At 46.5% G+C, this 24,003-nt stretch carries 23 protein-coding genes and 1 pseudogene; 16 read left to right on the forward strand and 8 right to left on the reverse strand.

Annotated features, from left to right (window positions below):
• Positions 1-17: 17 nt before the first annotated feature.
• The 9 genes from gspH (at position 18) to cysQ (ending at position 6,569) form a co-directional block, all read left to right on the forward strand.
• On the forward strand, positions 18-620 hold the full coding sequence (gspH, locus tag CSW98_RS16490) for a type II secretion system minor pseudopilin GspH (protein ID WP_100801576.1): 603 nt from the start codon (positions 18-20) through the stop codon (positions 618-620).
• Positions 617-976 (forward strand): type II secretion system minor pseudopilin GspI, encoded by a 360-nt coding sequence (gene gspI / locus CSW98_RS16495; protein ID WP_100801577.1) that lies wholly within the window; start codon positions 617-619, stop codon positions 974-976. The genes gspH and gspI overlap by 4 nt, the downstream gene beginning before the upstream one ends.
• Entirely contained in the window at positions 963-1,634 is a 672-nt protein-coding gene (gene gspJ / locus CSW98_RS16500; RefSeq protein ID WP_100801578.1) for a type II secretion system minor pseudopilin GspJ, read from the forward strand. The genes gspI and gspJ overlap by 14 nt, the downstream gene beginning before the upstream one ends.
• Entirely contained in the window at positions 1,627-2,670 is a 1,044-nt protein-coding gene (gene gspK, locus CSW98_RS16505) for a type II secretion system minor pseudopilin GspK (protein WP_100801579.1), read from the forward strand. Before gspJ ends, gspK begins: the two co-directional genes overlap by 8 nt.
• Positions 2,627-3,844, forward strand: a complete 1,218-nt coding sequence (gspL, locus tag CSW98_RS16510; protein ID WP_100801580.1) for a type II secretion system protein GspL — start codon at positions 2,627-2,629, stop codon at positions 3,842-3,844. The genes gspK and gspL overlap by 44 nt, the downstream gene beginning before the upstream one ends.
• Positions 3,841-4,335, forward strand: coding sequence for a type II secretion system protein M (locus CSW98_RS16515; RefSeq protein ID WP_100801581.1), 495 nt, complete (start codon positions 3,841-3,843; stop codon positions 4,333-4,335). Before gspL ends, CSW98_RS16515 begins: the two co-directional genes overlap by 4 nt.
• 10 nt (positions 4,336-4,345) lie before the next feature.
• Positions 4,346-5,095 (forward strand): type II secretion system protein N, encoded by a 750-nt coding sequence (locus CSW98_RS16520; RefSeq protein ID WP_157810402.1) that lies wholly within the window; start codon positions 4,346-4,348, stop codon positions 5,093-5,095.
• 66 nt (positions 5,096-5,161) lie between these two features.
• Positions 5,162-5,719, forward strand: coding sequence for an ADP compounds hydrolase NudE (gene nudE, locus CSW98_RS16525; RefSeq protein WP_100801583.1), 558 nt, complete (start codon positions 5,162-5,164; stop codon positions 5,717-5,719).
• Between the two features lie 16 nt (positions 5,720-5,735).
• Positions 5,736-6,569, forward strand: coding sequence for a 3'(2'),5'-bisphosphate nucleotidase CysQ (gene cysQ / locus CSW98_RS16530; protein ID WP_100801584.1), 834 nt, complete (start codon positions 5,736-5,738; stop codon positions 6,567-6,569).
• On the opposite strand, the gene CSW98_RS16535 is transcribed toward cysQ, so the two are convergent.
• The 3 genes from CSW98_RS16535 to CSW98_RS16545 all read right to left on the reverse strand — a co-directional run bounded on the left by CSW98_RS16535 (position 6,562) and on the right by CSW98_RS16545 (position 11,174).
• Positions 6,562-8,397, reverse strand: a complete 1,836-nt coding sequence (locus CSW98_RS16535; protein WP_100801585.1) for an EAL domain-containing protein — start codon at positions 8,395-8,397, stop codon at positions 6,562-6,564. The two genes, cysQ and CSW98_RS16535, sit on opposite strands and share 8 nt — an antisense overlap.
• 552 nt (positions 8,398-8,949) lie before the next feature.
• Positions 8,950-10,302 (reverse strand): glutathione-disulfide reductase, encoded by a 1,353-nt coding sequence (gorA, locus tag CSW98_RS16540; RefSeq protein WP_100801586.1) that lies wholly within the window; start codon positions 10,300-10,302, stop codon positions 8,950-8,952.
• Between the two features lie 17 nt (positions 10,303-10,319).
• Positions 10,320-11,174 carry a 23S rRNA (adenine(2030)-N(6))-methyltransferase RlmJ gene (locus CSW98_RS16545; protein ID WP_100801587.1) on the reverse strand — a complete coding sequence of 285 codons (855 nt, stop codon included), beginning with the start codon at positions 11,172-11,174 and terminating at the stop codon, positions 10,320-10,322.
• A 188-nt stretch (positions 11,175-11,362) separates the two neighbouring features.
• Here CSW98_RS16545 and prlC point away from each other — a divergent pair, with 188 nt between their 5' ends.
• Entirely contained in the window at positions 11,363-13,411 is a 2,049-nt protein-coding gene (gene prlC, locus CSW98_RS16550; protein WP_100801588.1) for an oligopeptidase A, read from the forward strand.
• A 59-nt stretch (positions 13,412-13,470) separates the two neighbouring features.
• Here prlC and asnC read toward each other — a convergent pair whose 3' ends face one another.
• Entirely contained in the window at positions 13,471-13,932 is a 462-nt protein-coding gene (asnC, locus tag CSW98_RS16555; protein ID WP_100801589.1) for a transcriptional regulator AsnC, read from the reverse strand.
• A 254-nt stretch (positions 13,933-14,186) separates the two neighbouring features.
• On the opposite strand from asnC, the pseudogene CSW98_RS16560 reads away from it, so the two are divergent.
• The 3 genes and pseudogenes from CSW98_RS16560 to CSW98_RS16570 all read left to right on the forward strand — a co-directional run.
• Positions 14,187-16,331 (forward strand): annotated as a pseudogene (locus CSW98_RS16560) (putative bifunctional diguanylate cyclase/phosphodiesterase); the annotation flags it as partial.
• Positions 16,332-16,455: 124 nt separating this feature from the next.
• The gene (locus CSW98_RS16565) at positions 16,456-17,235 is read left to right on the forward strand and encodes a class I SAM-dependent methyltransferase (protein ID WP_100801591.1); all 780 of its coding nucleotides are present in this window, start codon (positions 16,456-16,458) and stop codon (positions 17,233-17,235) included.
• Positions 17,236-17,379: 144 nt separating this feature from the next.
• On the forward strand, positions 17,380-17,790 hold the full coding sequence (locus CSW98_RS16570) for a hypothetical protein (protein WP_198517356.1): 411 nt from the start codon (positions 17,380-17,382) through the stop codon (positions 17,788-17,790).
• A gap of 53 nt (positions 17,791-17,843) precedes the next feature.
• Here the strand turns inward: CSW98_RS16570 and CSW98_RS16575 are convergent, their stop codons facing one another.
• The gene (locus CSW98_RS16575; protein WP_100801592.1) at positions 17,844-18,719 is read right to left on the reverse strand and encodes a carboxylate/amino acid/amine transporter; all 876 of its coding nucleotides are present in this window, start codon (positions 18,717-18,719) and stop codon (positions 17,844-17,846) included.
• A gap of 100 nt (positions 18,720-18,819) precedes the next feature.
• Positions 18,820-19,248, reverse strand: a complete 429-nt coding sequence (locus tag CSW98_RS16580) for a universal stress protein (RefSeq protein WP_100801593.1) — start codon at positions 19,246-19,248, stop codon at positions 18,820-18,822.
• Between the two features lie 196 nt (positions 19,249-19,444).
• Between CSW98_RS16580 and ftnA the strand changes: the two genes are divergently transcribed.
• The 3 genes from ftnA to CSW98_RS16595 all read left to right on the forward strand — a co-directional run bounded on the left by ftnA (position 19,445) and on the right by CSW98_RS16595 (position 21,797).
• Positions 19,445-19,972: a non-heme ferritin gene (gene ftnA / locus CSW98_RS16585; RefSeq protein ID WP_100801594.1), complete on the forward strand. Its 528-nt coding sequence runs from the start codon at positions 19,445-19,447 to the stop codon at positions 19,970-19,972.
• Between the two features lie 82 nt (positions 19,973-20,054).
• Positions 20,055-20,378 (forward strand): universal stress protein UspB, encoded by a 324-nt coding sequence (gene uspB, locus CSW98_RS16590; protein ID WP_100801595.1) that lies wholly within the window; start codon positions 20,055-20,057, stop codon positions 20,376-20,378.
• A gap of 231 nt (positions 20,379-20,609) precedes the next feature.
• Positions 20,610-21,797, forward strand: a complete 1,188-nt coding sequence (locus CSW98_RS16595; RefSeq protein ID WP_100801599.1) for a BaiN/RdsA family NAD(P)/FAD-dependent oxidoreductase — start codon at positions 20,610-20,612, stop codon at positions 21,795-21,797.
• A 46-nt stretch (positions 21,798-21,843) separates the two neighbouring features.
• Here CSW98_RS16595 and CSW98_RS16600 read toward each other — a convergent pair whose 3' ends face one another.
• Both CSW98_RS16600 and CSW98_RS16605 read right to left on the reverse strand, forming a co-directional pair.
• On the reverse strand, positions 21,844-23,499 hold the full coding sequence (locus tag CSW98_RS16600; RefSeq protein WP_100801596.1) for a hypothetical protein: 1,656 nt from the start codon (positions 23,497-23,499) through the stop codon (positions 21,844-21,846).
• Positions 23,500-23,652: 153 nt separating this feature from the next.
• A partial coding sequence (locus CSW98_RS16605; protein ID WP_198517357.1) for a glucose PTS transporter subunit EIIB occupies positions 23,653-24,003 on the reverse strand: 351 nt, incomplete at its 5' end.

Genomic DNA, 24,003 nt, shown 5'->3' on the forward strand with positions numbered 1-24,003 from the left:
GGCGCTTATCTTTGCAGATGAACAGACAAACCGGGTTTACCCTGATCGAAGTTATGCTGGTGGTGACTCTGCTGGCATTAACAACGGCAACTGTCGTATTTAACTTGCCGGACAGCCGGCAGGATATGGCTCAGGAACAGGCCCGGCGTTTGTATCATAAGCTGCAATTGCTGAATGAAGACGCCATTCTGAACGGGCAGGATTATGGGATCCGTCTGGAGGAAAAGCATCTTTCCTACCACGTATTGGTCTTAAAAGTATCGGGCTGGCAGGAATATCACTCCCGTTTTTACGTTGAAACTCAGTTGGAAGACTCGCTGCAGTGGGTGTTTACGCCGGGTGGTGGGATCTGGGAACACAATGACGGCTTATTTAAACCGGAGAGTCTGTTTGATGACGATATGTTTGCTGATCCAGAGCAGAAGGAAAAACGTCAGCCACCGCAGATTCTGGTGTTGTCCAGTGGTGAGGTGACGCCTTTTCGTCTGACGATTTTTCCGCAGGGAGAGAAGCAGACACAAGGCTGGCAAGTTGTGGCTAGTGAGTCGGGAGAGATCCTGTTACTGGCTCCCGGAGAAACGGATAAATCGGCAACGGGTAGGAAAGGCAGACAGAAATGAAGCGGCTTAATTGCGGAATGACTCTGTTGGAAGTGATGATTGCGCTGGCGATTTTTGCTACGGCTGCGATTAGTGTGATGCGCGCGGTTTCCCAGCATATCCATACGCTCGCCTATCTTGAAGAGAAGACTTTCGCTACCGTCGTGGCGGATAATCAAATGGCTCTGACAATGCTGAGCAGTGCGCCGCAACACTCCCGCTCAGGCAGTACGCAACTGGCTGGGCGTGAATGGTATTGGACAGTGGTGCCGGTTGCCACGACGGCTGGGATGATTCAGGCTTTCGACGTGAGTGTATCAGCGGATAAGAATCAGAAAACCCCGACAGTAACGGTGCGTAGCTATGGCGCAAAGTAAACAGATACTGAATGGTAAAAGGGCCGTACAGGGTTTTACTCTGATTGAAATATTAGTCGCGATCGCTATTTTTGCTGCGCTCAGCATATCTGCTTATCAGGTACTGAATCAGATGCAACGGAGTAACCAGCAGTCTATTGAGCGTACACAACGGCTGAAAGCGATTCAGAGGGCATTGGTGCTGATGGATAATGACTTTCAGCAGATGGCATTAAGACAGTTCCGTCATCATGGTGAAGAGCCTTCTGCTCTGTTATTGCTGGCGGAGAATGGGCTGCTGGAATCGGACAGTCAGGGTATTCTGTTTACCCGGCTTGGCTGGCAGAATCCGCAGCAGATGTTTCCCCGAGGTGAAGTCAGCAAGGTTGGTTACCGCATCCGCAATGAAATGCTGGAAAGGGTCTGGTGGCGTTATCCGGATACTCCAGCCGGACAGGAAGGGGACGTAACCCCGCTTCTGGAGGATACAGAAGCCCTGGAATTGCGTTTTTATGCTGCAGGTTCGTGGAGTGAACAGTGGAATACGGAGTTAGCATTGCCACAGGCGGTCGGGATTACGCTGACACTCAAAGATTTCGGCCGGATAGAAAAAATCTATCTGACCGCGGGTTCGGTTCTGCAAAATAGCACAGTTTCTCAGGATCACACGAATGGGTAGAGTTTCCTCTATCATCTCCGCCCGCTCGCAGAAAGGAGCGGCACTGATTGTGGTTCTTTTGCTGTTGGCTGTGATGGTGTCTATTGCGGCAAGTATGTCGGATCGGTTGTTTATTAATGTCCGGCGGGCAGAAAGTCAGCTCAGCCATCAGCAGGCATACTGGTACAGTCTTGGTGTTGAAGCGCTGGCACAGTATGCGATAGAGGAAAGTTATAAAGATAATGAGACTGTCAACCTGAGTCAGGCATGGGCATTGAAAGAACAGAGATATCCACTGGATTATGGTACAGCGGTCGGGCATATTCGGGACATGCAGTCCTGTTTTAATCTGAACGTGCTTGCCAGTGTCCGTGCGGGCAGTGGCAGCAGTCGTCCTTATCTGGTGACTGTGTGGCAGAACCTTTTACTGGAGCAGGGAGTTGATAACTATCAGGCCGAAGTGATAGCGGATTCTGTGTGGGAGTTTGTCGATGCGGATAGTCGTATAACCTCTTCGTCCGGTGTGGAGGAGAGCAGTTATGCTGCCCTCCAGCCTTCATATCTGACGCCGAATGGTCTGATGGCGGATGCTTCTGAACTCAGGGCGGTTTATCAGGTGGATAACCGGGTGATGCAACAGCTTCTGCCGCTGGTCTGTGCTCTGCCTTATGATGACTGGCGACTGAATATCAATACGCTGGATGAACAGGGGGCCGCGATTCTGGTAGCTTTATTTTCTCCGCATTTGAGCTTGAGTGATGCACAAACGTTGATCCGGAACCGGCCTTTTGATGGCTGGGCGAGTGTGAATGACTTTCTTGCAGAAGGTGTACTTACCGGTATAGACCAGTCTGTTGAAGATCAAGCAAAAGGGTATCTGACGGTAGATAGTCGTTATTTTGAGCTGGACGCCCAGATAGAAGTTAATGAATCCAGAGTAAGAGTGAGAAGCTTGCTCTATAGTGAAAACAGAGAGGACGTAACTGTGGTACGTCGTCGTTTTGGAGGGATCGGTGAGCGAGTTTCTGACCGTACGGCTCAGCAGAGCAGCAAATAGCCCGATTAGGTGGCTGGTCTGGTCTGCAGGTCAAGATGAAATTATTGCCAGTGGTGAACTGGGGAGCCGGGAGCAGTTATCTGAACTGACACCCTATGCCGGTGAACGTTCGGTGATTGTACTGCTGAACAGCAGTGATTTGTTGCTGAATAAGGCAGAAATCCCGCCGGGATCTTCGCGTCAGCTTGAGAGTATGCTGCCTTATTTACTGGAGGATGATGTTGCACAAGATGTGGATGATCTACATTTCTCTGTACTGGAAAAATCAGCCGGTGTTGCGCATGTGGCAGCGGTAGACAGAGCATATCTGGCGGCGTTGCTGGACGATTTTTCTCTGGCCGGTATTTCTGTCAGAAGAGTTATGCCGGATGTATATGCTTTGCCGGTACAAGCCGAGGGAATTTCAGCTCTGCAGATGGATACTCAGTGGTTGTTCCGTAAGGCAGACTATACTGCTGTGGTGATTGAACAGCAGTGGCTGCCATTGTTGCTGGATTCTGACTGGGTGAAGCAGGAAGGTTTACCGGTGATGATCAATAGCTATACACCGCTTCCAGAGCTGAGTGATGCACATAACGCATATTGGCAGCAGCAGGCTCCTGAACTGGTGATGGCGTTGCTGACGAAAGGTGCGCTGAATTCGCCGCTGAATATGCTGACAGGAAACTTTAAACCGCAATCCTCACTGCTTAGATATGTTCGGGTATGGCGTAAAGTTGCTGTGTCGGCTTGTGTGCTGCTTTTATTACTGCTGGCGCAGAGCCTGATCCATATACACCAGGAAGAATCACAGGCAATGGCTTATCGGGAAGAAAGCGAGCGTATTTTTCGTACACTTTTTCCGGGCAGAAGTAAGATCCCGACGGTCAGCTATCTGAAACGACAGATCAATGATGAAGAAGTCAGACTGGCGGGCGGAGCTGCGGAAGATTCCGTGCTGATTTGGTTATCCGAACTGGCGGTATCAATAGAACCGGGGCGGAGTATGGTATTTAACAGTCTGAAATATGATGCTGGCCGTAGAGAAATGCGATTAGAAGTGACGATGTCCGATTTTCAGTCGTTTGAGACGATCCGAAGCCGGTTGGCTGAACACTTTTCTGTTGAGCAAGGTCCTCTGGATCGGGATGGTGATAAGGTGACGGGCAGCTATATTCTCAGGAGTAAGTCATGATCAAAGTAAGCATTCAGGTTCTTCACTGGTGGGGGGGAATATCTGTCCGGGAACAACGTTTGATGTTGATGTGCGGTGCTGTTCTGCTGGCCGGTGGTATTTACTGGGGAATCATCCAGCCTTTAACAGAGCGTTCTGAACAGGCTCGCCAGCAATTGCAGGATGAGACCCAGTTGCTGAACTGGGTGACGGATAAAGCAGACCGGATCACCGCTTTGCGTCGCGGTGGCACCAATGTACCATCTGTCCGTCCACTGAATCAGTTGGTTTCTTCCGCAGCCGGCAGTTACGGTATTGAGCTGATCCGTATGCAGCCGAGAGACGGGATGCTACAGGTCTGGATTAAACCGGTAGCTTTTAATCGTTTGATTCGCTGGCTGGCGCAGATGAAAGATCAACAGGGAATTGATGTTGTCTTTATGGATATTTCTGCAACGAACAGAGATGGTGTCGTTGAGATCAAACGCCTGCAACTGAAACGAGGCAGTTAAGGTGAAAGGTATGATACGTACAGTATGGGTTTTAATGCTGGTGTTTTTCATTAGTGTGATTGCCCATATTCCGGCTTCGTTTCTGTTACACAATATGCCTGAAGTGCGCGGACTGGTTGCAGAAGGGGTTCAGGGTAGCCTGTGGCATGGTTCTCTGCAGAATCTGAGCTGGCAGGGTGAGCGTTTTGGTCAGGTTCAGTGGGATTTTCAGCCGGGTCAGTTATGGCTGGGAAAGGTGGAATTTGCAGTGCAATTTGGTCGGAATAGTGAGCTGAAACTGCAGGGTAAGGGACGGTTGGGAACCGATCTGAAAGGATTCTATTCAAGACAGGTGCAGGTGTCTGCGCCGGCAACCCATGTGCTGCAGAAAGCTGAGTGGTTGTTCCCTGTGGACGTTTCCGGGCAACTGGAACTGACAATGGCTGAATATCGTTACGATCGACCATGGTGTGAATCTGCAACCGGCATGCTGATCTGGAGTGACAGTGAACTGGTATCGCCGCTTGGCACCCTTACTCCGGGAACTTTCATTGCTGATATGACGTGTCAGCAAAACCAGATTGAGCTTTCCGGCAGTCAGAATAATCGTCAGCTTTCGGCTGCATTTACGGCTATTCTGAATCCGGATCGTAAGTACACACTGGAAGCCTGGTTTAAGCCGGGAGGTGCGTTTCCTTCATCGTTGCTGGCTCAGTTAACCAGACTGGGAACACCGGATCATCAGGGACGCTACCCGCTGGTGTACTCAGGACGGCTGTAAGCATGCTAGTCTCTGATCTTTTTATCCATTACACTTAATCAGATTGTAAGACGCGGGGAATGATATATGGGGCAAAAGCAAAAACCGGAAATACTGTCAGTGGATACCATTGCCCAATCCAGACTGTTTACGATCGAATCTCTGGCACTTAAATTTTCCAACGGGGTTGAGCGGATCTATGAACGGATGAAGTCCAGTGGACGTCATGCGGTCTTGATAGTTCCGGTCACAGAGCAGGGGGACTTACTGCTGGTGCGGGAATATGCCGCCGGAACAGATCGCTATGAACTGGGTTTTCCCAAGGGGCTGATTGATCCCGGAGAGTCCCCTGATGCAGCGGCAAATCGCGAGCTCAAAGAAGAGGTTGGTTTTGGGGCATCAACGTTGATACCACTGAAGGAAGTCGTGCTGGCTCCGACCTATTTTTCCAGTCGTATGACCTTGTTTATTGCCAGAGGACTGTATCCGGAAAGACTGAAAGGTGATGAGCCGGAGCCGCTGGAAGTGGTTCGCTGGCCTTTGCAGCAGGCCGATGAGCTGTTGACCCATCTGGATTTTTCTGAGGCAAGAAGTATTGCGGCACTGATGCTGGCGCAGCGTTTTCTGGCTCAGTCTCAAGAGTAAAGAGTCAGGAGGCATAATGGAATCCAACCCGTCTGAGTTATCCCGTTTATTAACGGCGGCTGTGGATATTGCTCATACGGCCGGGCAACGGATTCTGGATATTTATCAGAACCGGCAATATGATGCTTTTACCAAAAGCGATAATACGCCGGTTACCAGCGCTGATTTGGCTGCGCATCATCTGATCCATGAGCGCCTGACGCAATTGGCACCCGAGATCCCTGTGTTGTCGGAAGAAGCTGCAGATATACCACTGAAAGAGAGAGTTGGCTGGTCGCGATACTGGCTAGTGGATCCTCTGGACGGCACGCAGGAGTTTATTGCCCGTAGTGGTGACTTTGCCACAATTATTGCGCTGGTGGAGAATAACCGGCCAGTGATGGGGGTTGTTTATGCTCCGGTTTCTGGTGTGACTTACTATGCCTGTTCCGGACTGGGTGCGTGGAAAAGTCGGCCACAGCAGGATAAGGTTCGGCTGCTCTGCCGCAGACATAGGCAGGACGAGCAACCACTCAGGGTTACCATCAGTCGCAGACAGAATATTTCCAGGCTTACCCAGCAATTGTCACCGGCATGGCAGTATGAAATGTTACCGTTAGGCTCGGCTGCATTGAAAGCGTGTCTGGTTGCAGAAGGTAAGGCTGATTGCTATCTGCGTCTGGGGCCAACCGGGGAGTGGGATACTGCTGCAACTCAGTGTATTGTCGAAGAAGCTGGGGGCGAAATCATGACGACCAGCCTTATTCCTCTTTCCTACAATCAGAGAGAAACCCTGATTAATCCGGATTTTATCGTTATTGGTGATACTTCTTTGCCGTGGCAGATGATTTTAACGCCGGAGACTAAATGACCGGATAGGCGTCTTCGGTTTTGGAACTGTCTTCGGCTATCTTACGATTTCCTGATGACGCTGACTTACCTGAGCTATTCAGTCCGCTTTTCTTCAGCAGATAACGTGTCAAATCTCGTTCGGTGACAATACCCCGGAATATTGTTCCTTCAACCAGAATCACCGGAAGCTGATATCCCTGTTCCTGAATCATATAGATGAGTTCACTGATCTGGGACTGGGCATCCAGACGAGGAAACTTCACGCTCATCAGGCTGTTTACCGGTTTTTGCCAGATGGCGGCTTCCCGGGTGGTTTCATGCTCTGTTCCCATTGCTGGGGTGAAGTGCAGGTTCAGCAGTTCACGAGTCACAATACCCACACACTGTTTATTGTCGATTACTGGTAATACAGAAATGGCACTAGAGCCGAAATATTCATGTGCCAGCAGTAGTGAGTCTCCGGGATCCAGCCGTGGCAGATATTTATTGGCAATCGTAATCACTGTTGGACCATCATTTTCTTCTTCGTCGTTACTGCCTGCACTCAGTCCATTAACATGCAGTCTTTTCAGGATACTCTGAACCTCTTTTTCCACTTCAAGCAGCTTTTTCACCGGTACCGGAGGAGAGAAAAGATAGCCCTGCATAAAATCCACACCCAGATAAGCTAGTAGCTGGGCTTCTTCCAGAGTTTCGATACCTTCTGCTATCACTTTAACTTTAAACCGGTGACATAAACCGACCAGTAATTTGACAATCTGATAGTATTCACTCTGTTCGGTAAAGTTACGGATATATTTCCGGCTGACCCGCAGGTAATCATAGTTACCGGACGCCAGATGCCGGGCGAGTGAAAAGCCCATACTCAGATCATCCAAAGCGATACGGGTTCCTTTGCTGCGAACATCTGCTAACTGGGTTTCGTAATTTGAACGTTGGGATGTATTACGAACCTCATTAACGTCAATAATCAACTGTTCGGGAGAAATGTTTTCCTGATCAGCCAGCAGTTCGACATACTGGAACAGTTTATCAATGTTGGTTTTGGTATTGGGAGACAGATTGATATTGATAAACTGATTTTTTTTCTTCAATGTTGAATGAAGTTCTTTGAATGCCTTCTGATAAACCAGCAGATCCAGTTCTGATACCATATCTAAATCTTCGGCAATACCGATCAGCTCTTTGGTATTGGTCTGTAGTACTTCATTCGCATTAAAGCGACATAAGGCTTCATAGCCGTCTATACTCCAACTGTGACAATTAATGACTGGCTGGTAGACGATATTAAGGTCATTGTTATTGATTTCAGTCGCAACTAAGTCTTCAAGGATCCGGTATCGCTTCAGTTCGGAACTCAGATTTGAATCATAGATGCTGACTCGGTGTTTTGCTGTGGTTCCCTGTTCCATGGTTGCCTGAGACGCGTGAATAGTGGCTCCCTTGATTGATGTGGCATCGTAGCCTAGCACAGAGACACCGATTTTACCGGAAATTGCAAAATGATGGGCACTAGGGTTCAGCATTTTCAGCTCGGAAAAGAAACTATAGATAGTGCTGTGGATTGCACGAACCTGATTTTGTCGTTCACATACAGCCTGAGAAATAAAGATAATAAACAGCTCGTTACTGATCTGACCGAATGTTTTTATGGATTTGGATAACGCCATTGCATCAATGAAGTTATCTATTTGAGACTGTTTGGTGGTAGCCGGACGTAAAGCAAGCACCAACCCGATATTGTGATAGCGGATTGAATCATAGAATTGTTGAGCATCAGTCACAAATGCCTGCTGGTTCAGAGGCTTAAAGCGGCTGGATGGACTCGAATTGATGACAGTTTGCATAGCAACCCCCACTCATCTGAAACTCAATCAACAGACGCAGATAAATTTCTTCAATGATAATCTTTAGCAAAATCCGAGCCGGATCCGTAAGAACAACCTGTATCATTGCAGTTGTTAGTCGTTCGTAACGGCTGAATCTGATCCTGTTGTCCTAACGAGACTCCGGCACACGACATTATTGCCGTAATCATCTCAAAAGGTGAACATCAAAAGATGAGACTGGTCATAAACTCTTCAGCATACCAACATCCCTGAGATCGTACGAAAACCTAACTTATTATTATTGATTATTTTAATTCTTATAACAGTAGTTTAACCCAGAGAATACAATTGTGAATCTGAAATCATATTATGCATGATAATGCTCACAAGTATAATGTATGGTTGTGCAAAAATTATACGTTTTTGTGATGTGAAATTAAATGTGACAGATAAGACCTTGATTAGAGTTTTTAGCCGAAAAAATGTCGGAATAGCTGACCTTATACTGAAAGATAATAAGGTCAGCTATTAATAGATATCAATAAAACTGCTGGTCTGTCGGTTACCAGACTACATGGTCACCCACTCTTCAGAGCCGGTCGGGTGTATTGCTACCACTGCGTCGAAGTCCGCTTTGGTTGCTCCCATTTTCATGGCCACAGCAAAGCCCTGAATCATTTCATCGACAGCAAAGCCGATACCGTGCAGACCGATGACTTTTTCTTCTTCACCCAGACAGACCAGCTTCATTTTGCATGGCTGACGATGTTGGGTAACAGCGGTATACATGGCGGTAAAGGCAGAAGTATAAACCTTGATATTCTCTTCGCCGTATTTCTCTTTTGCTGCTGGTTCGGTCAGGCCGATGGTGCCGATTGGTGGATGACTGAATACCACTGTCGGTACCAATTCATAATCCATCTTTGCATCAGGCTTGTTATTGAACAGGCGTTCAGACAGCAGGCGGCCTGCTTTTACTGCGACTGGAGTCAGTTCTATGCCTCCTTGCATAATATCGCCAACACAGTACACGCCTTCTGCTGTAGTTTGTTGGTATTCGTCGACTTTCACGTAGCCGCGAGCATCAGTATCAACTCCTGCTGCTTCAAGGTTCAGGGCATCGGTCGCCGGGTTACGGCCAATGGCCCAGATAATGGTATCCACGTTATGCGAAGTGCCGTTTTCGTGGTACAGGGTCAGAGAGCCGTCGTTTTCTTTTTCGACTTTTTTAGGTATTGAATGGGTATGTACTTTGGGGCCTTCTGCATCCATCACTTCATGCAGAGTCTGGATAATCATCGGGTCAAAGCTGCGTAGTTTCGACCCCTTACGCACGAACAGATGGGTTTCACAGCCAAGGGCATTGAGCACGCCTGCAATCTCTACGGCGATATAACCCGCGCCGACAACAGCAACCCGTCCTGGCTGTTCATTCAGCTCAAAGAATCCGTTGGAGTCGATACCATATTCTGCTCCCGGAATATCAGGAATTGCTGGCTGGCCACCGGTGGCAATCAGGATATGTTCTGCTGTGTACTGTTCGCCGTTAACTTCGACAGTCCTATTGTCAATAAACTTAGCAAAGCCTTTGATAACGTGGATTTTATTGTTTCCTAGCACCCGGTTATACGATTCATGGATGCGTTTAATATAGGCTTCACGGTTTTCAACCAGTTTGTGCCAGTTGAAGGATTTTAGATCGACATCAAAGCCGTAATCATCGGCATACAGTTTGATGGCTTCAGCAATCTGTGCTCCATGCCACATTACTTTTTTCGGGACACAACCCACGTTGACGCAGGTGCCTCCAAGCTCTCTGGCTTCGATCAAAGCAACTTTAGCACCACGTATGGCCGCTCGGTTGGCTGAGGCAATGCCGCCGCTGCCACCTCCGATACAGATATAATCAAAATGTGTTGTCATTACTTTCTCCGTTATTGTTATTCAGGCACTACCCACTCCACTTTATAGTGTCCGGTTGCCGGTGCAATCGTTTCTTTAAGAAAAGGCAGTACGGTTTGCATCTGACTTTCCAGTTTCCATGGCGGATTGATAACGATCATACCGGATGCTGTCATGCCTCGTTCTCGGGTATCTGGAGACACGCCCAGCTCAACCTGCAGGATCTTACGGATGCCCAGAGAGGCCAGACCATCCAGCATATCGTCGATATCACAGCGGTTGACAACCGGATACCAGATTGCATAGATACCGGTAGCCCAGCGTTTATGACCGTTAGCGATTGCCGTCACTACATCGCGGTATTCTTTTGCCAGCTCATAAGGCGGGTCGATCAGTACCAGTCCCCGGCGTTCTTTTGGAGGCAGGCTGGCTTTCAGTCGCCGGAAGCCGTCTTCCTTATATATCTGCACCTGACGATCCCGGTGGAATTCCTGTTCCAGTAAAGGATAATCGCTTGGGTGCAGTTCGGTCAGTACCATGCGATCCTGAGGACGAATCTGTGCCCGGGCAACGCAGGGTGAACCCGGATAATAGCGCAGTGTTGTATCCGGGTTCAGGCTGCGAACCGCATCCAGATAACTGCTTAGCTCTTCAGGAACGGGGGTTTCTTCTGATGCCGCTTTTTCCCAGATTTTTGCAATGCCCAGCTTATATTCACTGGTCTTTTCTGACCACTCGTGGGTGAGGTCATAACGGCCTACACCTGAGTGAGTGTCATGATACACAAAGGGTTTATCTTTTTGTTTCAGGGCATCCAGAATCAGGCTCTGAACGATATGTTTAACCACGTCTGCGTGGTTTCCTGCATGAAAACTGTGTCGGTAACTTAACAAGGTGATTCTCTCGGGATGTGTAAAAGATAAATTTGAGTTAAGGTGATTATAAGTCAGACTACCTGACTATTGAAATTCTGATATTCAGCCTACATTTATATCCGTATATGGGCATAGAGTATAGGGTGGCAACACCGCTTGAATATCAGCATGCCCTGACAATAATGAATCGATAAAGGAACCATGCTATGACCAACCCTCTTCTGACATTTACTGATTTGCCCCCTTTCTCGCATATCAGGCCGGAGCATGTAAAACCGGCGGTTGAGCAGGCGATTGCAGACTGCCGGGTTGAAGTGGAAAAGGTACTGCATGGCAATGATGCGCCTGGCTGGGAAAATATCTGTGTACCGCTGGCAGAAGTGGATGACCGGTTGGGGCAGATCTGGTCGCCGATCAGCCATATGAATTCGGTTGTGAATTCACCGGAACTGCGCGAAGCGTATGAAAGTTGTCTTCCGCTGTTATCTGAGTATGCGACCTGGGTTGGTCAGCATAAAGGGTTGTATGAAGCGTATAAAGTAATCAAAGCGAGTAATGCATTTTCAGATCTGACACCGGCGCAGCAGAAGAGCATTACCGATGCATTGCGTGACTTTGAACTGTCCGGTATCGGTCTGCCAGCAGACGAACAGCATCGTTATGGTGAAATCAGCAAACGGATGTCTGAGCTTGGGTCTCAGTTTTCTAATAATGTACTTGATGCAACGATGGGCTGGAGCAGACAGATCCTTGATGAAACGGAATTGGCTGGAATGCCGGACAGTGCAAAAGCCGCTGCGAAAGCTGCTGCAGAAGCGAAAGAACAGGATGGCTGGCTGCTGACGTTGGATATGCCGTCCTATCTGCCGGTTCTCACTTACTGTGATAATCAGGAATTGCGCCGGGAGATGTATGAAGCCTATGTTACCCGGGCGTCAGATCGCGGGCCGAATGCCGGTCAGTGGGATAACAGTGAAATCATGGTCGAGCAACTGAAGCTGCGTCATGAAATTGCCCGTATGCTGGGCTTCAATAGCTTCAGTGAAAAATCACTGGCAACCAAGATGGCGGAAGAACCGGCTCAGGTACTGCATTTCCTGAATGATCTGGCGGTTAAGGCTAAGCCTCAGGGGGAACGGGAGGTGCAGGCGCTGCGGACATTTGTACAGGAAACGTATGGAGTGACAGAGCTGAATCTGTGGGATGTTGCTTATTACAGTGAAAAACAGAAGCAGCATTTGTTTAAAATTTCAGCAGAGGAGCTGCGCCCGTATTTCCCGGAAGAAAAAGTGGTCAGTGGCCTGTTTGAGGTTCTGAAGCGTGTGTTTAATATGCGGGTGGCAGAGCGAAGAGAGGGGGTGGATGTTTGGCATGAGTCGGTGCGTTTTTTCGACATCTTTGATGAAAAAGATGAACTTCGTGGCAGCTTTTATCTTGATTTGTATGCCCGTGAGCATAAACGGGGTGGGGCGTGGATGGATGAATGCCGTGTGCGTCGTGTGACTCAGTCTGGTGAACTGCAGACGCCGGTGGCATACCTGACCTGTAACTTCAACAAACCGATTGGTGATAAGCCTGCGTTGTTTACCCATGATGAAGTGACGACGCTGTTTCATGAATTTGGTCACGGTATTCACCATATGCTGACTCAGGTGGATGTGTCGGCTGTTTCTGGTATTAACGGTGTGCCGTGGGATGCGGTTGAGCTACCAAGCCAGTTTCTGGAGAACTGGTGCTGGGAAGAAGAGGCGCTGCAATTTATTTCCGGTCATTATGAAACCGGAGAGCCTCTGCCCTCGGAAATGCTGGATAAGATGCTGGCAGCGAAGAATTTTCAGTCTGCGATGTTTATTCTGCGTCAGTTGGAATTTGGTCTGTTCGACTTTACTCTGCATACGGAATATGACCCGGATGTGGGTGCCCGGATTCTGGAAACGCTGGCAGACGTGAAGAAAAAGGTCGCTGTGCTACCAAGTGTGGAATGGAACCGTTTTTCTCATTCTTTCAGTCATATTTTTGCCGGTGGTTACAGTGCCGGTTACTACAGTTATCTGTGGGCGGAAGTGTTATCGTCAGATGCATTTTCCCGCTTTGAGGAAGAAGGTATTTTTAATGCGGAAACCGGGCAGAGTTTCCTGAATCATATTCTGGAAATGGGTGGCAGTGAAGAACCGATGGAACTGTTCAAACGCTTCCGTGGTCGTGAGCCGGAAATCGATGCTCTATTGAGACATTCAGGTATCGAAATTCAGTAAAGTTTGCATAAAACCAGAGCAGAAAGGGCGCATAAGCCCCTTTCTGCTGTTTTAACCGCTTAGGGTTCCACATTCCGACTGATCGGATTTTGCAGTGAGATCAAAGTCTCGGTAGACTGAACCTCATCAATCGCCTGCAGTTTGTCAATCAGCACATATTGCAGTTCTTCAATATTTTTACACATCAGCTTAACGAAAATATTATAGGCACCAGTGGTATAATATGCTTCAACCACTTCATCTAACGCATTGAGTTTTTCCAGCGCCGAATGGTAATCACGGGCGGCATTCAGATTGATACCGATAAAACAGCAGACATCGTAACCGAGTTTTTTTGGGTTAACGATGACTTCTGTACCTTCAATAATGTCTGCGGCTTTCATTTTTTCAATACGAACATGGATGGTGGCCGGGCTGACATCAAACTGTTTGGCCATTTCAGCATAAGGACGGCGGGCATCCGCCATTAAGGTCTTTAAAATGGCGCGGTCGAGGTCATCCAGGCGGGTGGATGCGTGCATAATCAGAGTCCTGTCTCTAACAAGGTTATATAATTAGTATATTTAAATAGTATGAATGATACTATTAGAACCCTTTTTATAGCCTTTTTCCCTGCGAGACGTTTGCTGTGCGAATACTGATAGGTATGTTCATTCTTTGCTGGAGTATGCTGACCGTAGCGGAGACTAGTGAAGATGTATTCGTTGTACACTCTTATCATAGTGGTTTTGAATGGACCGATACATTTCAGGAGAGTCTGGCTCATACATTCAGTCTGATACTTCTGATGCTGCTGGTCATCATTGTGCTGGGCTACTATTTACGACGGCTTCACAATAGTGAACGTAAAGCTCACCAGAATAAAGTGCTGCTGGAATCTATGCTGGTACAGAGCCACCAGTTTATCGGTATTTTAGATCAATCCGGTCGTCTTCTTTTTTCTAATCCCCGTTTACAGGCTTTATTGTCGTCCCGACGCTTTGATTTGCAGCAATCTCTATGGTATCACCCGGCTCTCGAAGATAGCGGAGCGCAACGCCTTCAGCATTATTTTGCTTCAACGGATAAGTTGTTATCCAGTCGTTTTGAAATGGAAGTCATGTCTCCGGAGCAGGGAAGTTATCTGCTGGATGTCGTTGTGAATCCCCTTCCTCCCGAAGCGGGCAATGAACAGCAATATATGCTGGAAGCCAGTGATATTACCGCAAGAAAACTGACTCAGCACAAACTGGTTGAACGGGAAGCAACACTGCGTACCTATTATGAACAGCAGCCGGTGATGATGCTGACTCTGGATGAAAATAACCGAATTCAGGTAGTGAATAAGTTTGCTGAGGAATTACTGGGCTATACGGAGATGGAGCTGCTGGGGCATTGCCTGCAGGATTTTTATGCTGACGAAAAAGCGTTCCCCGTAAGGCTGCTGTTAATACAACCACAGCAGAGTACGCAGCGGGTATGGCGGCGGGAGATCCGTTATCGACATAAACAGGGGCAGGAGCTCTGGATCCGGGAAAATGTGCGCCCTATCGGTGATGAAGGACAACTGCTGATTGTGGGTGAAGATATCACTGAGATTCATATATTGACCGAGCAACTGGAGTATCAGGCCAGATATGATCAACTGACAGAAGCCTTTAACCGTAACCACTTTGAGCTTGAGCTGGAAAAATCACTACGGGAAGTTGAAGGGCATATGCGTACACATGCAATGCTGTATCTGGATCTTGATCAGCTTAAGGTACTGAATGATACCGCCGGTCATGAAGCGGGAGATGCGGCGATTAAATTTGCCTCGGTTGTTGTGGAGCAGGAGCTTCCATACAGTTCAACTCTGGCACGCATGGGGGGAGATGAATTTGCGGTTTTGCTGCGTGATAGCAATGAAATTACCGCACAGAAGATAGCACAGGCCATTATTTATGCTCTGAGTAACAATGCCTTTACCTGGGGTAATATTACACTGAATATTACTTGTTCTATCGGCATCCGAATGATTGACCATACGGCTGATTCGCCTCAGATGGTTCATGCGCAGGCGGATACAGCCTGTCACGCGGCTAAAGATGAAGGGCGTAACCGTTACCACTTGTATCACTTTGAAGATGCAGAGCTGCGTCAGCGACAACAGGAAATGGAAAGTGTCAGTCTGGTGCACGAAGCTCTGGCGCACGACCGTTTGGAATTGTTTGCCCAGCGCATTCTGGATCTGAATGACGATGAAGGCAGAAGAAAACTGCATTTTGAAATTTTGGTGCGTATCCGTCACCCGGATGGGGGATACATTTCTCCGGGGATCTTTATGCCAGCCTCAGAGAAATACAATGTGGCTCATCTGATAGACAGAGCGGTTGTGACCAAAACTCTCGCTTGGCTGGAAGCGCACCCCGTGGTGGTCGAGCAGCTTTCTGTCTGTGCGATAAACCTGTCCGGTCAAACTATCGGTAACCGGGATTTTGTCCGTTTTCTTCTGGAGGCGATTGAGCAGAGTTCGATACCGAATGAGAAATTGTGTATTGAAGTGACGGAAACGGCAGCAATGGGGAACATGAATCAGGCGATCGAATTGTTTACCCGTATTAAAGAGAAAGGTTGTCTGATTGCTCTGGATGATTTTGGCTCCGGGCTTTCCTCGTTCGGCTATCTGAAAAAACTTCCGGTTGATATTGTAAAAATAGACGGTATGTTTGTCCGGGATATGGATACCAATCAGACCGATTACCTTATGGTTCGGTCAATCAATGATCTGGCTAAAGAAATGGGTAAGCGTACGGTTGCCGAGTTTGTTGAGAATGTCCGGATTATTGATAACCTTCTTACACTTGGCGTTGACTACGCACAGGGATATGTGATTAGTAAACCTAAGCCGCTGGCAGAGCTGGTTGATGATATTCTTCGGGAAGAACCGTTTTCCGGATAATACCATTTTGATAAAGTTTCTGGTTATGCAGATTAAAGACTTTTCCCGTTTTATATAATGTTACCTTGGGCAATGTTCAGTGAATATTGCCCTCCGTTGACTCATAACTATGATGGAGTTCAGTGTGCAGCTACAGTTATTGTGCGAAGAGAGCAGCCTACGGCCAGAATTAGAAGATATAGCGTCATCATGGCATCTTTGCCATGATGAAGAGAGTGTATTTGCTTTGGTACTGACAGCACAAAGGCTGGAGTTGCGTAAACTGGATGAACCCCGGATGGGTGCAATCTATGTGGATTTAGTTGGAGGAGCGGCAGGCCACCGGCGTAAATTCGGCGGAGGAAAAGGTCAGGCGATTGCCAAAGCAGCTGGGCTGAATAAAGGGGTAACACCTAGCATTCTGGATGCTACCGCTGGACTGGGGCGAGATGCTTTCGTGCTAGCATCGCTGGGATGCCGGGTACAGATGGTTGAGCGTAATCCGGTAGTAGCGGCTCTGCTGGAAGACGGTCTGAAACGGGCAATGCAGGATCCTGATATCGGAGACTGGGTATCTGAGCGGATGTCACTTCTGCATGCTTCCAGTCATGATGCTCTGGAAACACTGGCTGAGCAAAAAAGCTTTATCTATCCGGACGTGGTTTATCTGGATCCTATGTATCCTCATCCGGAGAATAAAAAGAAAACAGCGTTGGTAAAAAAAGAAATGCGGGTTTTTCAGTCTCTGGTCGGAGCCGATGCTGATGCGGACGCTTTGCTGGAACCCGCGCTGAGACTGGCAGAAAAAAGGGTTGTCGTAAAACGCCCGGATTATGCCCCCTGGCTGGCAGAAAAAAAACCGAGCATGGTGATCGAAACCAAAAAAAATCGTTTTGACGTATATGTAAAAGCATCAATGAGTTAATCATATATGCACTTTTGGGCTGGTATTTCCTGCTTGAAAATCCCGGTTGTTATCGTATTATCTGCTTAATAATGATTCTTAATTGCACTTATGCGTTTCCTGTTATTGTGTACCGCAGCGGTGCATTTTTAGCTGGAGTCGTATATGGCTAAACGATTATGTAAATTCAACCGTCGGGATATCGCGGATAATCTCGGTATTATCCATTCTCTGGTCAAAGAACCACGTTATCTTTGTCAGACCTGTGCCCGGACTTCGGCTGATAAGGCTGTTCTCTGTAGGCCGGCTTCTATTCCTGCCATTCTGCCAGTCGGGCATGCTGATCATACTGGGGATAAATGTAATAAAAAGGCAACGAAAATACCGCTGAAAAAGATTAAAAAGGCGGTAAAAAAGCAGAAGAAATTAGAGAAAAAGCTGGGAAAAGTTGATAAAAACCAGAGAAAGCTATCGGAACGACAGGAGAAAATTGAACATCAGCTGATGAAGATTCATCAGGTAACCGGTATTGTTACTCATAAGCTGTCTGTAAAGGATGCCGCATCATTACATTAATGCTTTCTGAAGGGAGGTAGCGTTTCCTTCATGAAAACGCTACCGATATCCTGTCAGGCACCGTACTGCTGGTGCACTTTCCGTTTTACAATGGTTTCGTTTATCCACAGAGATAATAGGATAATCGCTCCGCCAGACAGCAGGCGCAGCATATCCACATCGCGGTTCCAGATCAAAATGTTGACAACGAGTCCTGCCGGAACCAGTGCATTATTCATCACAGCCAGAGCACCGGCATTGACCATACAGGCCCCTTTGTTCCACAGGAAGTATCCTACCCCGGAAGCAATCAGACCAAGGTAAATCAGAATACCCCACTGCAGGCCGGTAGTCGGTAGTTTTTCCGGGTTACCTAGCAGGGCAAAAGCCACAACGGCAACACACAATGCCCCCAGATAGAAGTAGCCAAATATCGTATGTGGCGGTAGCTTCATTTCTTCCTGTTCCATGATGTATTTATAACCAACCTGACCGATGGCAAAGCAGAGGTTTGCTCCCTGAACGACCAGAAAACCGGTCAGAAAGTCAGAATTTATTCCGGCAAACTTAATTACAGCAGCACCCGCAACAGCAATCGCTGCTGTGAGCAGGTACCAGGGAGAAAAGTGCCCTTTGAGCAGGTCATACACCAGAGTGACATAGATAGGGGTAAAGACAGTAAATAGCAGTACTTCCGGGACAGATAGCAACAGGAAGGACTGGTAATAGAAGCAGTACATCAGACCAAGCTGTATGCCGCCAACAGCCATCAGTTTCAGGATCAGTGAACGGGGAACCTGACGGAATTTCAGAAAAGGAATAAATACCAGCCCAGCGAGAGCGATACGCATCAGCACAGCAAACCAGGAATCAACCTGACCGGCAAGATAAACGCCGATCAGGCTAAAGGAAAACGCCCATAACAGGGTGACAGCAGAAAGGTAGAACATTATTGGTAACCAAATAAATAAAAATGGATTGACTAATGAGTAAAAAACAATCGCATTTTACCTGTTTATTTAAAATTAGCTACCGGTTTCTTTGGGGTTATCAGCCGGCATCCAGCGGTACGACCAGCATATCTACCGGCATATTGTTCAGTAGCTGTTTGGTTGATGAAAGTAATTTACTCCAGAAATCCTGATGGTGTCCGCAAATCACCAGATCGACCTCCTTCTGTTTGATGGCATCTTTCAGCTCATAACCTAGATCTCCGGCTCCGACCAGAGTGTGCTTGATTGGGTAATCAGCAAATTTGGCCAGCTCCTGTAGCTGTTGTTTAGACGATTCCATCGCCTGATTCTGTGTTGCAGCCAGATTGATATCGATCAGCCCTGTATATACCTCTGCATAGTTTACGTCGATATGAATAAAAGAGATCTCCGCCTCAATTGGTTTGGCAAGAGCAACGGCTTTTTGAATAAGGATTTTACTTTCTTCGGTAAGATCTACGGCAACCAGAATATGTTTGTAACACATAGAATTAACTCCTTTTCGAGGTATCTGTACTAAGATTAGCAGTAAATTCTGAAGTTTTTTGCAGATATGATCTCAGAAAAGATGCGGTTTTTTCTGGCAGCCAGTGTGGGTGTGATCGTACTATTATTCTTATTGATAAAAGTCTTATAAAACGGTCACCTAAGTGGAAGTAACTCAGTCTTAACAAGGAGAAAAGATGCTCTCTCAAACAATGATTGATCAACTAAATGATCAAATTAACCTCGAATTTTATTCATCCAATCTATACTTACAAATGAGTGCATGGTGTGAGGATAAGGGTTTTGAAGGTGCCGCTGCATTTTTACGGGCACATGCCGCAGAAGAAATGCAGCACATGCAGCGCCTTTTCACCTATGTGAGTGAAACAGGAGCACTACCGATTATCGGTACTATCTCAGCGCCAAGACACAGTTTTGACAGTCTTGGTGAAGTGTTTCAGGAAACCTATGAGCATGAAGTGATGATTACGGAGAAAATCAATAAGCTGGCTCATGGTGCTTTCACTGCGCAGGATTACTCAACCTTCAATTTCTTACAGTGGTATGTTGCGGAGCAGCATGAAGAAGAGAAATTGTTTAAAGGAATTTTAGATAAGCTGGATCTGATTGGTGAAGATGGTAAGTCACTGTTTCTTCTTGATAAAGATCTGGCAACAATGGCAAAAGAAGGTTCATCTTCAATAATGGATGCTGACGGGGCTTAAGAGCCAGCAGATAAGACGAAGATAGTTTTTGTTCTGTCCATCTCTATTCTGCATGCATCTCTGAAGGTGTGAGGAGGAAAAGATGATCAGTGCAGATATTGTTTTGTTCACATTGATGGTTGTGGTGAGTGTTAATCTGGCGCGTGCGCTTACTGCATTGCGTTCGCTGCTTTATGTTATGCGTGAAGCGCATCCTTTGTTGTATCAGCAAGTGGATGGCCGTGGATTTTTTACCACTCACGGCAACATGACTAAACAGGTTCGTCTTTTCTATTACATCCGGAGTCGTGAATACATGCATCATCACGATCCTGTATTTATCAAAAAATGCGATAAGGTCAGAGGACTGTTTATCCTGTTTATGAACTTGCTGGGGGTAACCCTGCTGGCCGGATTTATTATCTGAGAGGGATGAAAGTAGTAAGAAGTTTGTGTGTAGGGTGTGCCTGTGTTGGCAATGGTAAGCTGAATGGTTAAAATACCATTCAATTAGCGGGGATGTGCGTAGTTAGCACATCCTTTTTATTTGTATCTGATTTGGCTGTTCCGGTCTTAATAACTGAAAGGAGCAAGCCGGTTTATTACTTGTGTAATAGAAGTATTTGCTAACTTTTTCTTTATGACTGGATGGAAAACTGTGACAACAAAAGTTGATGTTGTTGTGATTGGTGCCGGTGCTGCAGGTATGATGTGTGCTGCGCAGGCTGGTAAACGGGGCCGTAAGGTACTGGTGGTGGATCACGCTAAGAAACCGGGACGCAAGATCCTGATTTCTGGTGGAGGGAAGTGTAATTTTACCAACTACGATGTCTCTGCCAGTAACTATTTGTGTCAGAATCCTCATTTTGTTAAGTCGGCATTATCTCAGTACACAAACTGGGATTTTATCGGACTGGTTTCGGAATATGGTATCGGGTATGAAGAGCGGGAACACGGCCAGTTGTTCTGTCTCGATTCAGCCAAAGAGATTGTACAAATGTTGCTGCAAGAGTGTGATTCGCAGCTGGTTGAATTCGGCTATCAGGCAGATATCCATTCCATCGAACACACCGGTTCTGGTTTCCGGTTATGTGTCAATACACAGCAGATCGAATGTAATTCACTGGTGATTGCTACTGGTGGACTTTCTATGCCGAAACTGGGAGCGACACCATTTGGTTATAAAGTGGCAGAGCAGTTTGGTCTGCCCATCGTACCGACGACGGCGGGACTGGTGCCATTTACTCTGCATAAAAAAGATAAAGAACATCTGGAAGAGTTGTCTGGTATTGCAATTCCTGCTGAAATTACGACAGAAGGCGGAAAAGTATTTAAGGAAGCGCTTCTTTTTACCCATCGTGGTATTTCCGGGCCGGCGGTATTGCAGATATCCTCTTATTGGACGCCTGGGCAGGCTGTCTGCATCAATCTTGTGCCGGAAACTGATATTATAGAACTGCTTATCCGTTCCCGGGAAAAGCATCCGAACCAGAGCCTAAAAAATACTCTGGCAAGAGTATTGCCCAAACGGTTGGTCGAGGTGTTGATTGAGCGAAAGGAACTGGCTGACAAGCCTCTGAAGCAACTGAACCCGGGAGATATACAGGCTATCGAACAGTTGCTGCAACACTGGCAAATTATCCCCAACGGAACGGAAGGTTACCGAACGGCTGAAGTGACACTCGGTGGCATCAATACTGATTATATTTCATCTAAGACAATGGAAGCTAAGATGGTTCCTGGTCTCTATTTTATCGGTGAAGTATTGGACGTCACCGGTTGGCTGGGGGGGTACAATTTTCAGTGGTGTTGGAGTAGTGGCTACGTTGCGGGACAGTGGGTGTAGATTAGACACACTAAGCAGACAGTCAACGCTGTCTGCTTACTATGATCTATTCAATAGGCTTCTCTTGAAGAATAGTCATCATGTCATTATAAAAATCTATGTCATTAGAGACATATCTTTCCTCAAGCCCAATGACCAGAGGTAGTCCTAAAAAGAAGACTTCCATAATGTCTTGGCTATTTGATTCATTTTCAGGGCCGGAACATAAGTTTGAGAATAGCCCCTGTTGGTATAGATTAATTTTTGCCAGAAGTTTCTGTCCGCTCACTTTTTCTTTGGATTTGTCAGATAACTTATTGTATTTCTTAGATAACTCTTTGTAGTGTTCATGAGTGCCTTTTCGCAAATAAAAGCAGTAACCTTTATTTGTTCGGTTGTTAATCTCCGTAGATTTTGCGAATTCAACTAAGGTGTAGTTGACTGGGCTGTATTTCTTATCAGAGATAAAATATTCCGGGTCGACTATTATTTTGATTTTTGAGTTTTGTTTTAGCCCTGGATTAATTTTGTCAAAACCGGCTGTTACATATACATCTTCACCTTTTTTGATGCCGGTGTAGTTATCATTGTATGGTGTTCCTATGACTGCGGTCGATTGGGCTCCTGTCTTAAAATAATCACTAAGTTTTGAGGATCGTATGGAGTTACCTAATCTGAACACGGTTTTACTGCCTGAATCGGACTGGGAAATATTACTCCATTCCATCATCTTTGGCAGAACATCATAAATTACAGCCATAGAGTTAGGGGAGAAGTCATTTAGCTTATTACACGCTTTAGCCTTTACCTCTTTATTGCCAGTTGACTTGCAATCTAAAGTATTTTGATAGTTTTTCACGACATGTTCATCATATAACCCTTTGACGCTTCCATTAGAAAATGGCTGCTTTTGGTTAATGCCGCATTTACCAGATTTAGGACAGTAACTCATAAGTGTCCGGACATAGTCATTATTACCTTGATCAACCAGTAAACCTACGCCGCCATCGTTTAAATCTAAGGTAGTCTTGTCATAGTAGTGCTGTGTATCTAGGTCATGTTTCAATGTCATTGTATGCCCAAACTCATGAGCAGCGACGGCCTTCATTTCATTTGAGTTATCATGTCTGGTAATTATTGTTGGTGGTCTGGAAGGGCGTTTTTCCGTGATGGAAGATTGTCGATCAGCAAAACCAAGTTCGTCTGTATTATCGGCATTCAGGCATTTGGTGGTAATCCATATTATATCTGCATCTAGCCATTTCTGATATGACCGGACATATCCACTGTCTATGACTTCATTAACCAGTCCTTTGTATGACACTTTATAAATCAGATTATCTTTACCGTCTTTCTGTATTGATTCTGTTTTGACGGGAGAGTGGAACACAAACGGAATGACTTCTGTTGTTGTTATCTGGAAATTTGTGAGTTGGTGGTTATAGTCGGACTGATGAATATACTTTTCAACAGCATTACCAAAATATGTTGTTATTGACTCATCCAGAGTCGATAACTTGATGTTTTCTGTTTTACCATAGGGCTGTGTAGAACCGATATGTCTTTGATCTCCGCTAGAAACACTAAAATGGTAACTGTGTTCATTTTCACACGGTGTTCCCTTGTAATAGGGTTCAATCTGCAACACAGAAACAGTATTGTCGCTTGCTATGCTGCTAAATGAGAATGCAGCCCCAAAAATGATCAGTGCCTTGCTATACATGTTCAATATTCCGGATTTCTGATAAACCATTATGGTTTCTATCTTGGTGTAGATATAAATTTTTTCTTTACTATACAGAAACCTGTATCCATGTATATAAAAAGCCCGGACCTGAGTCCGGGCTGAATCTGAGGGTTTCAGGGAGAGGAATACTTAAGCGAGTGTTTCCATCTGACCCTTGATGATTTCAGAGTGAGTACCGAATACTGCCTGGAAGTTATCACCCTTAGCAAATACACCGGCTGCACCCAGCTCTTTCAGACGGTTTGTATCTACTTTACTGCCATCGTTTACAGTAACACGCAGACGAGTGATACAAGCGTCTAGGTCTTTGATGTTTTCTTTGCCGCCGAACGCCATAGTGATGTTCTTAGCCAGTTCATCATTGCTGGTGTTAGCCACAACTTTTGCTTCAGATTCATCTTCACGACCAGGAGTTTTCAGATCCAGAGCCTTAATCAGAGCAGTGAATACGAAGAAGTACAGAGCCGCATAACACAGACC

This window comes from Vibrio sp. HA2012, from assembly GCF_002812955.1.
Taxonomy (GTDB): domain Bacteria; phylum Pseudomonadota; class Gammaproteobacteria; order Enterobacterales; family Vibrionaceae; genus Vibrio.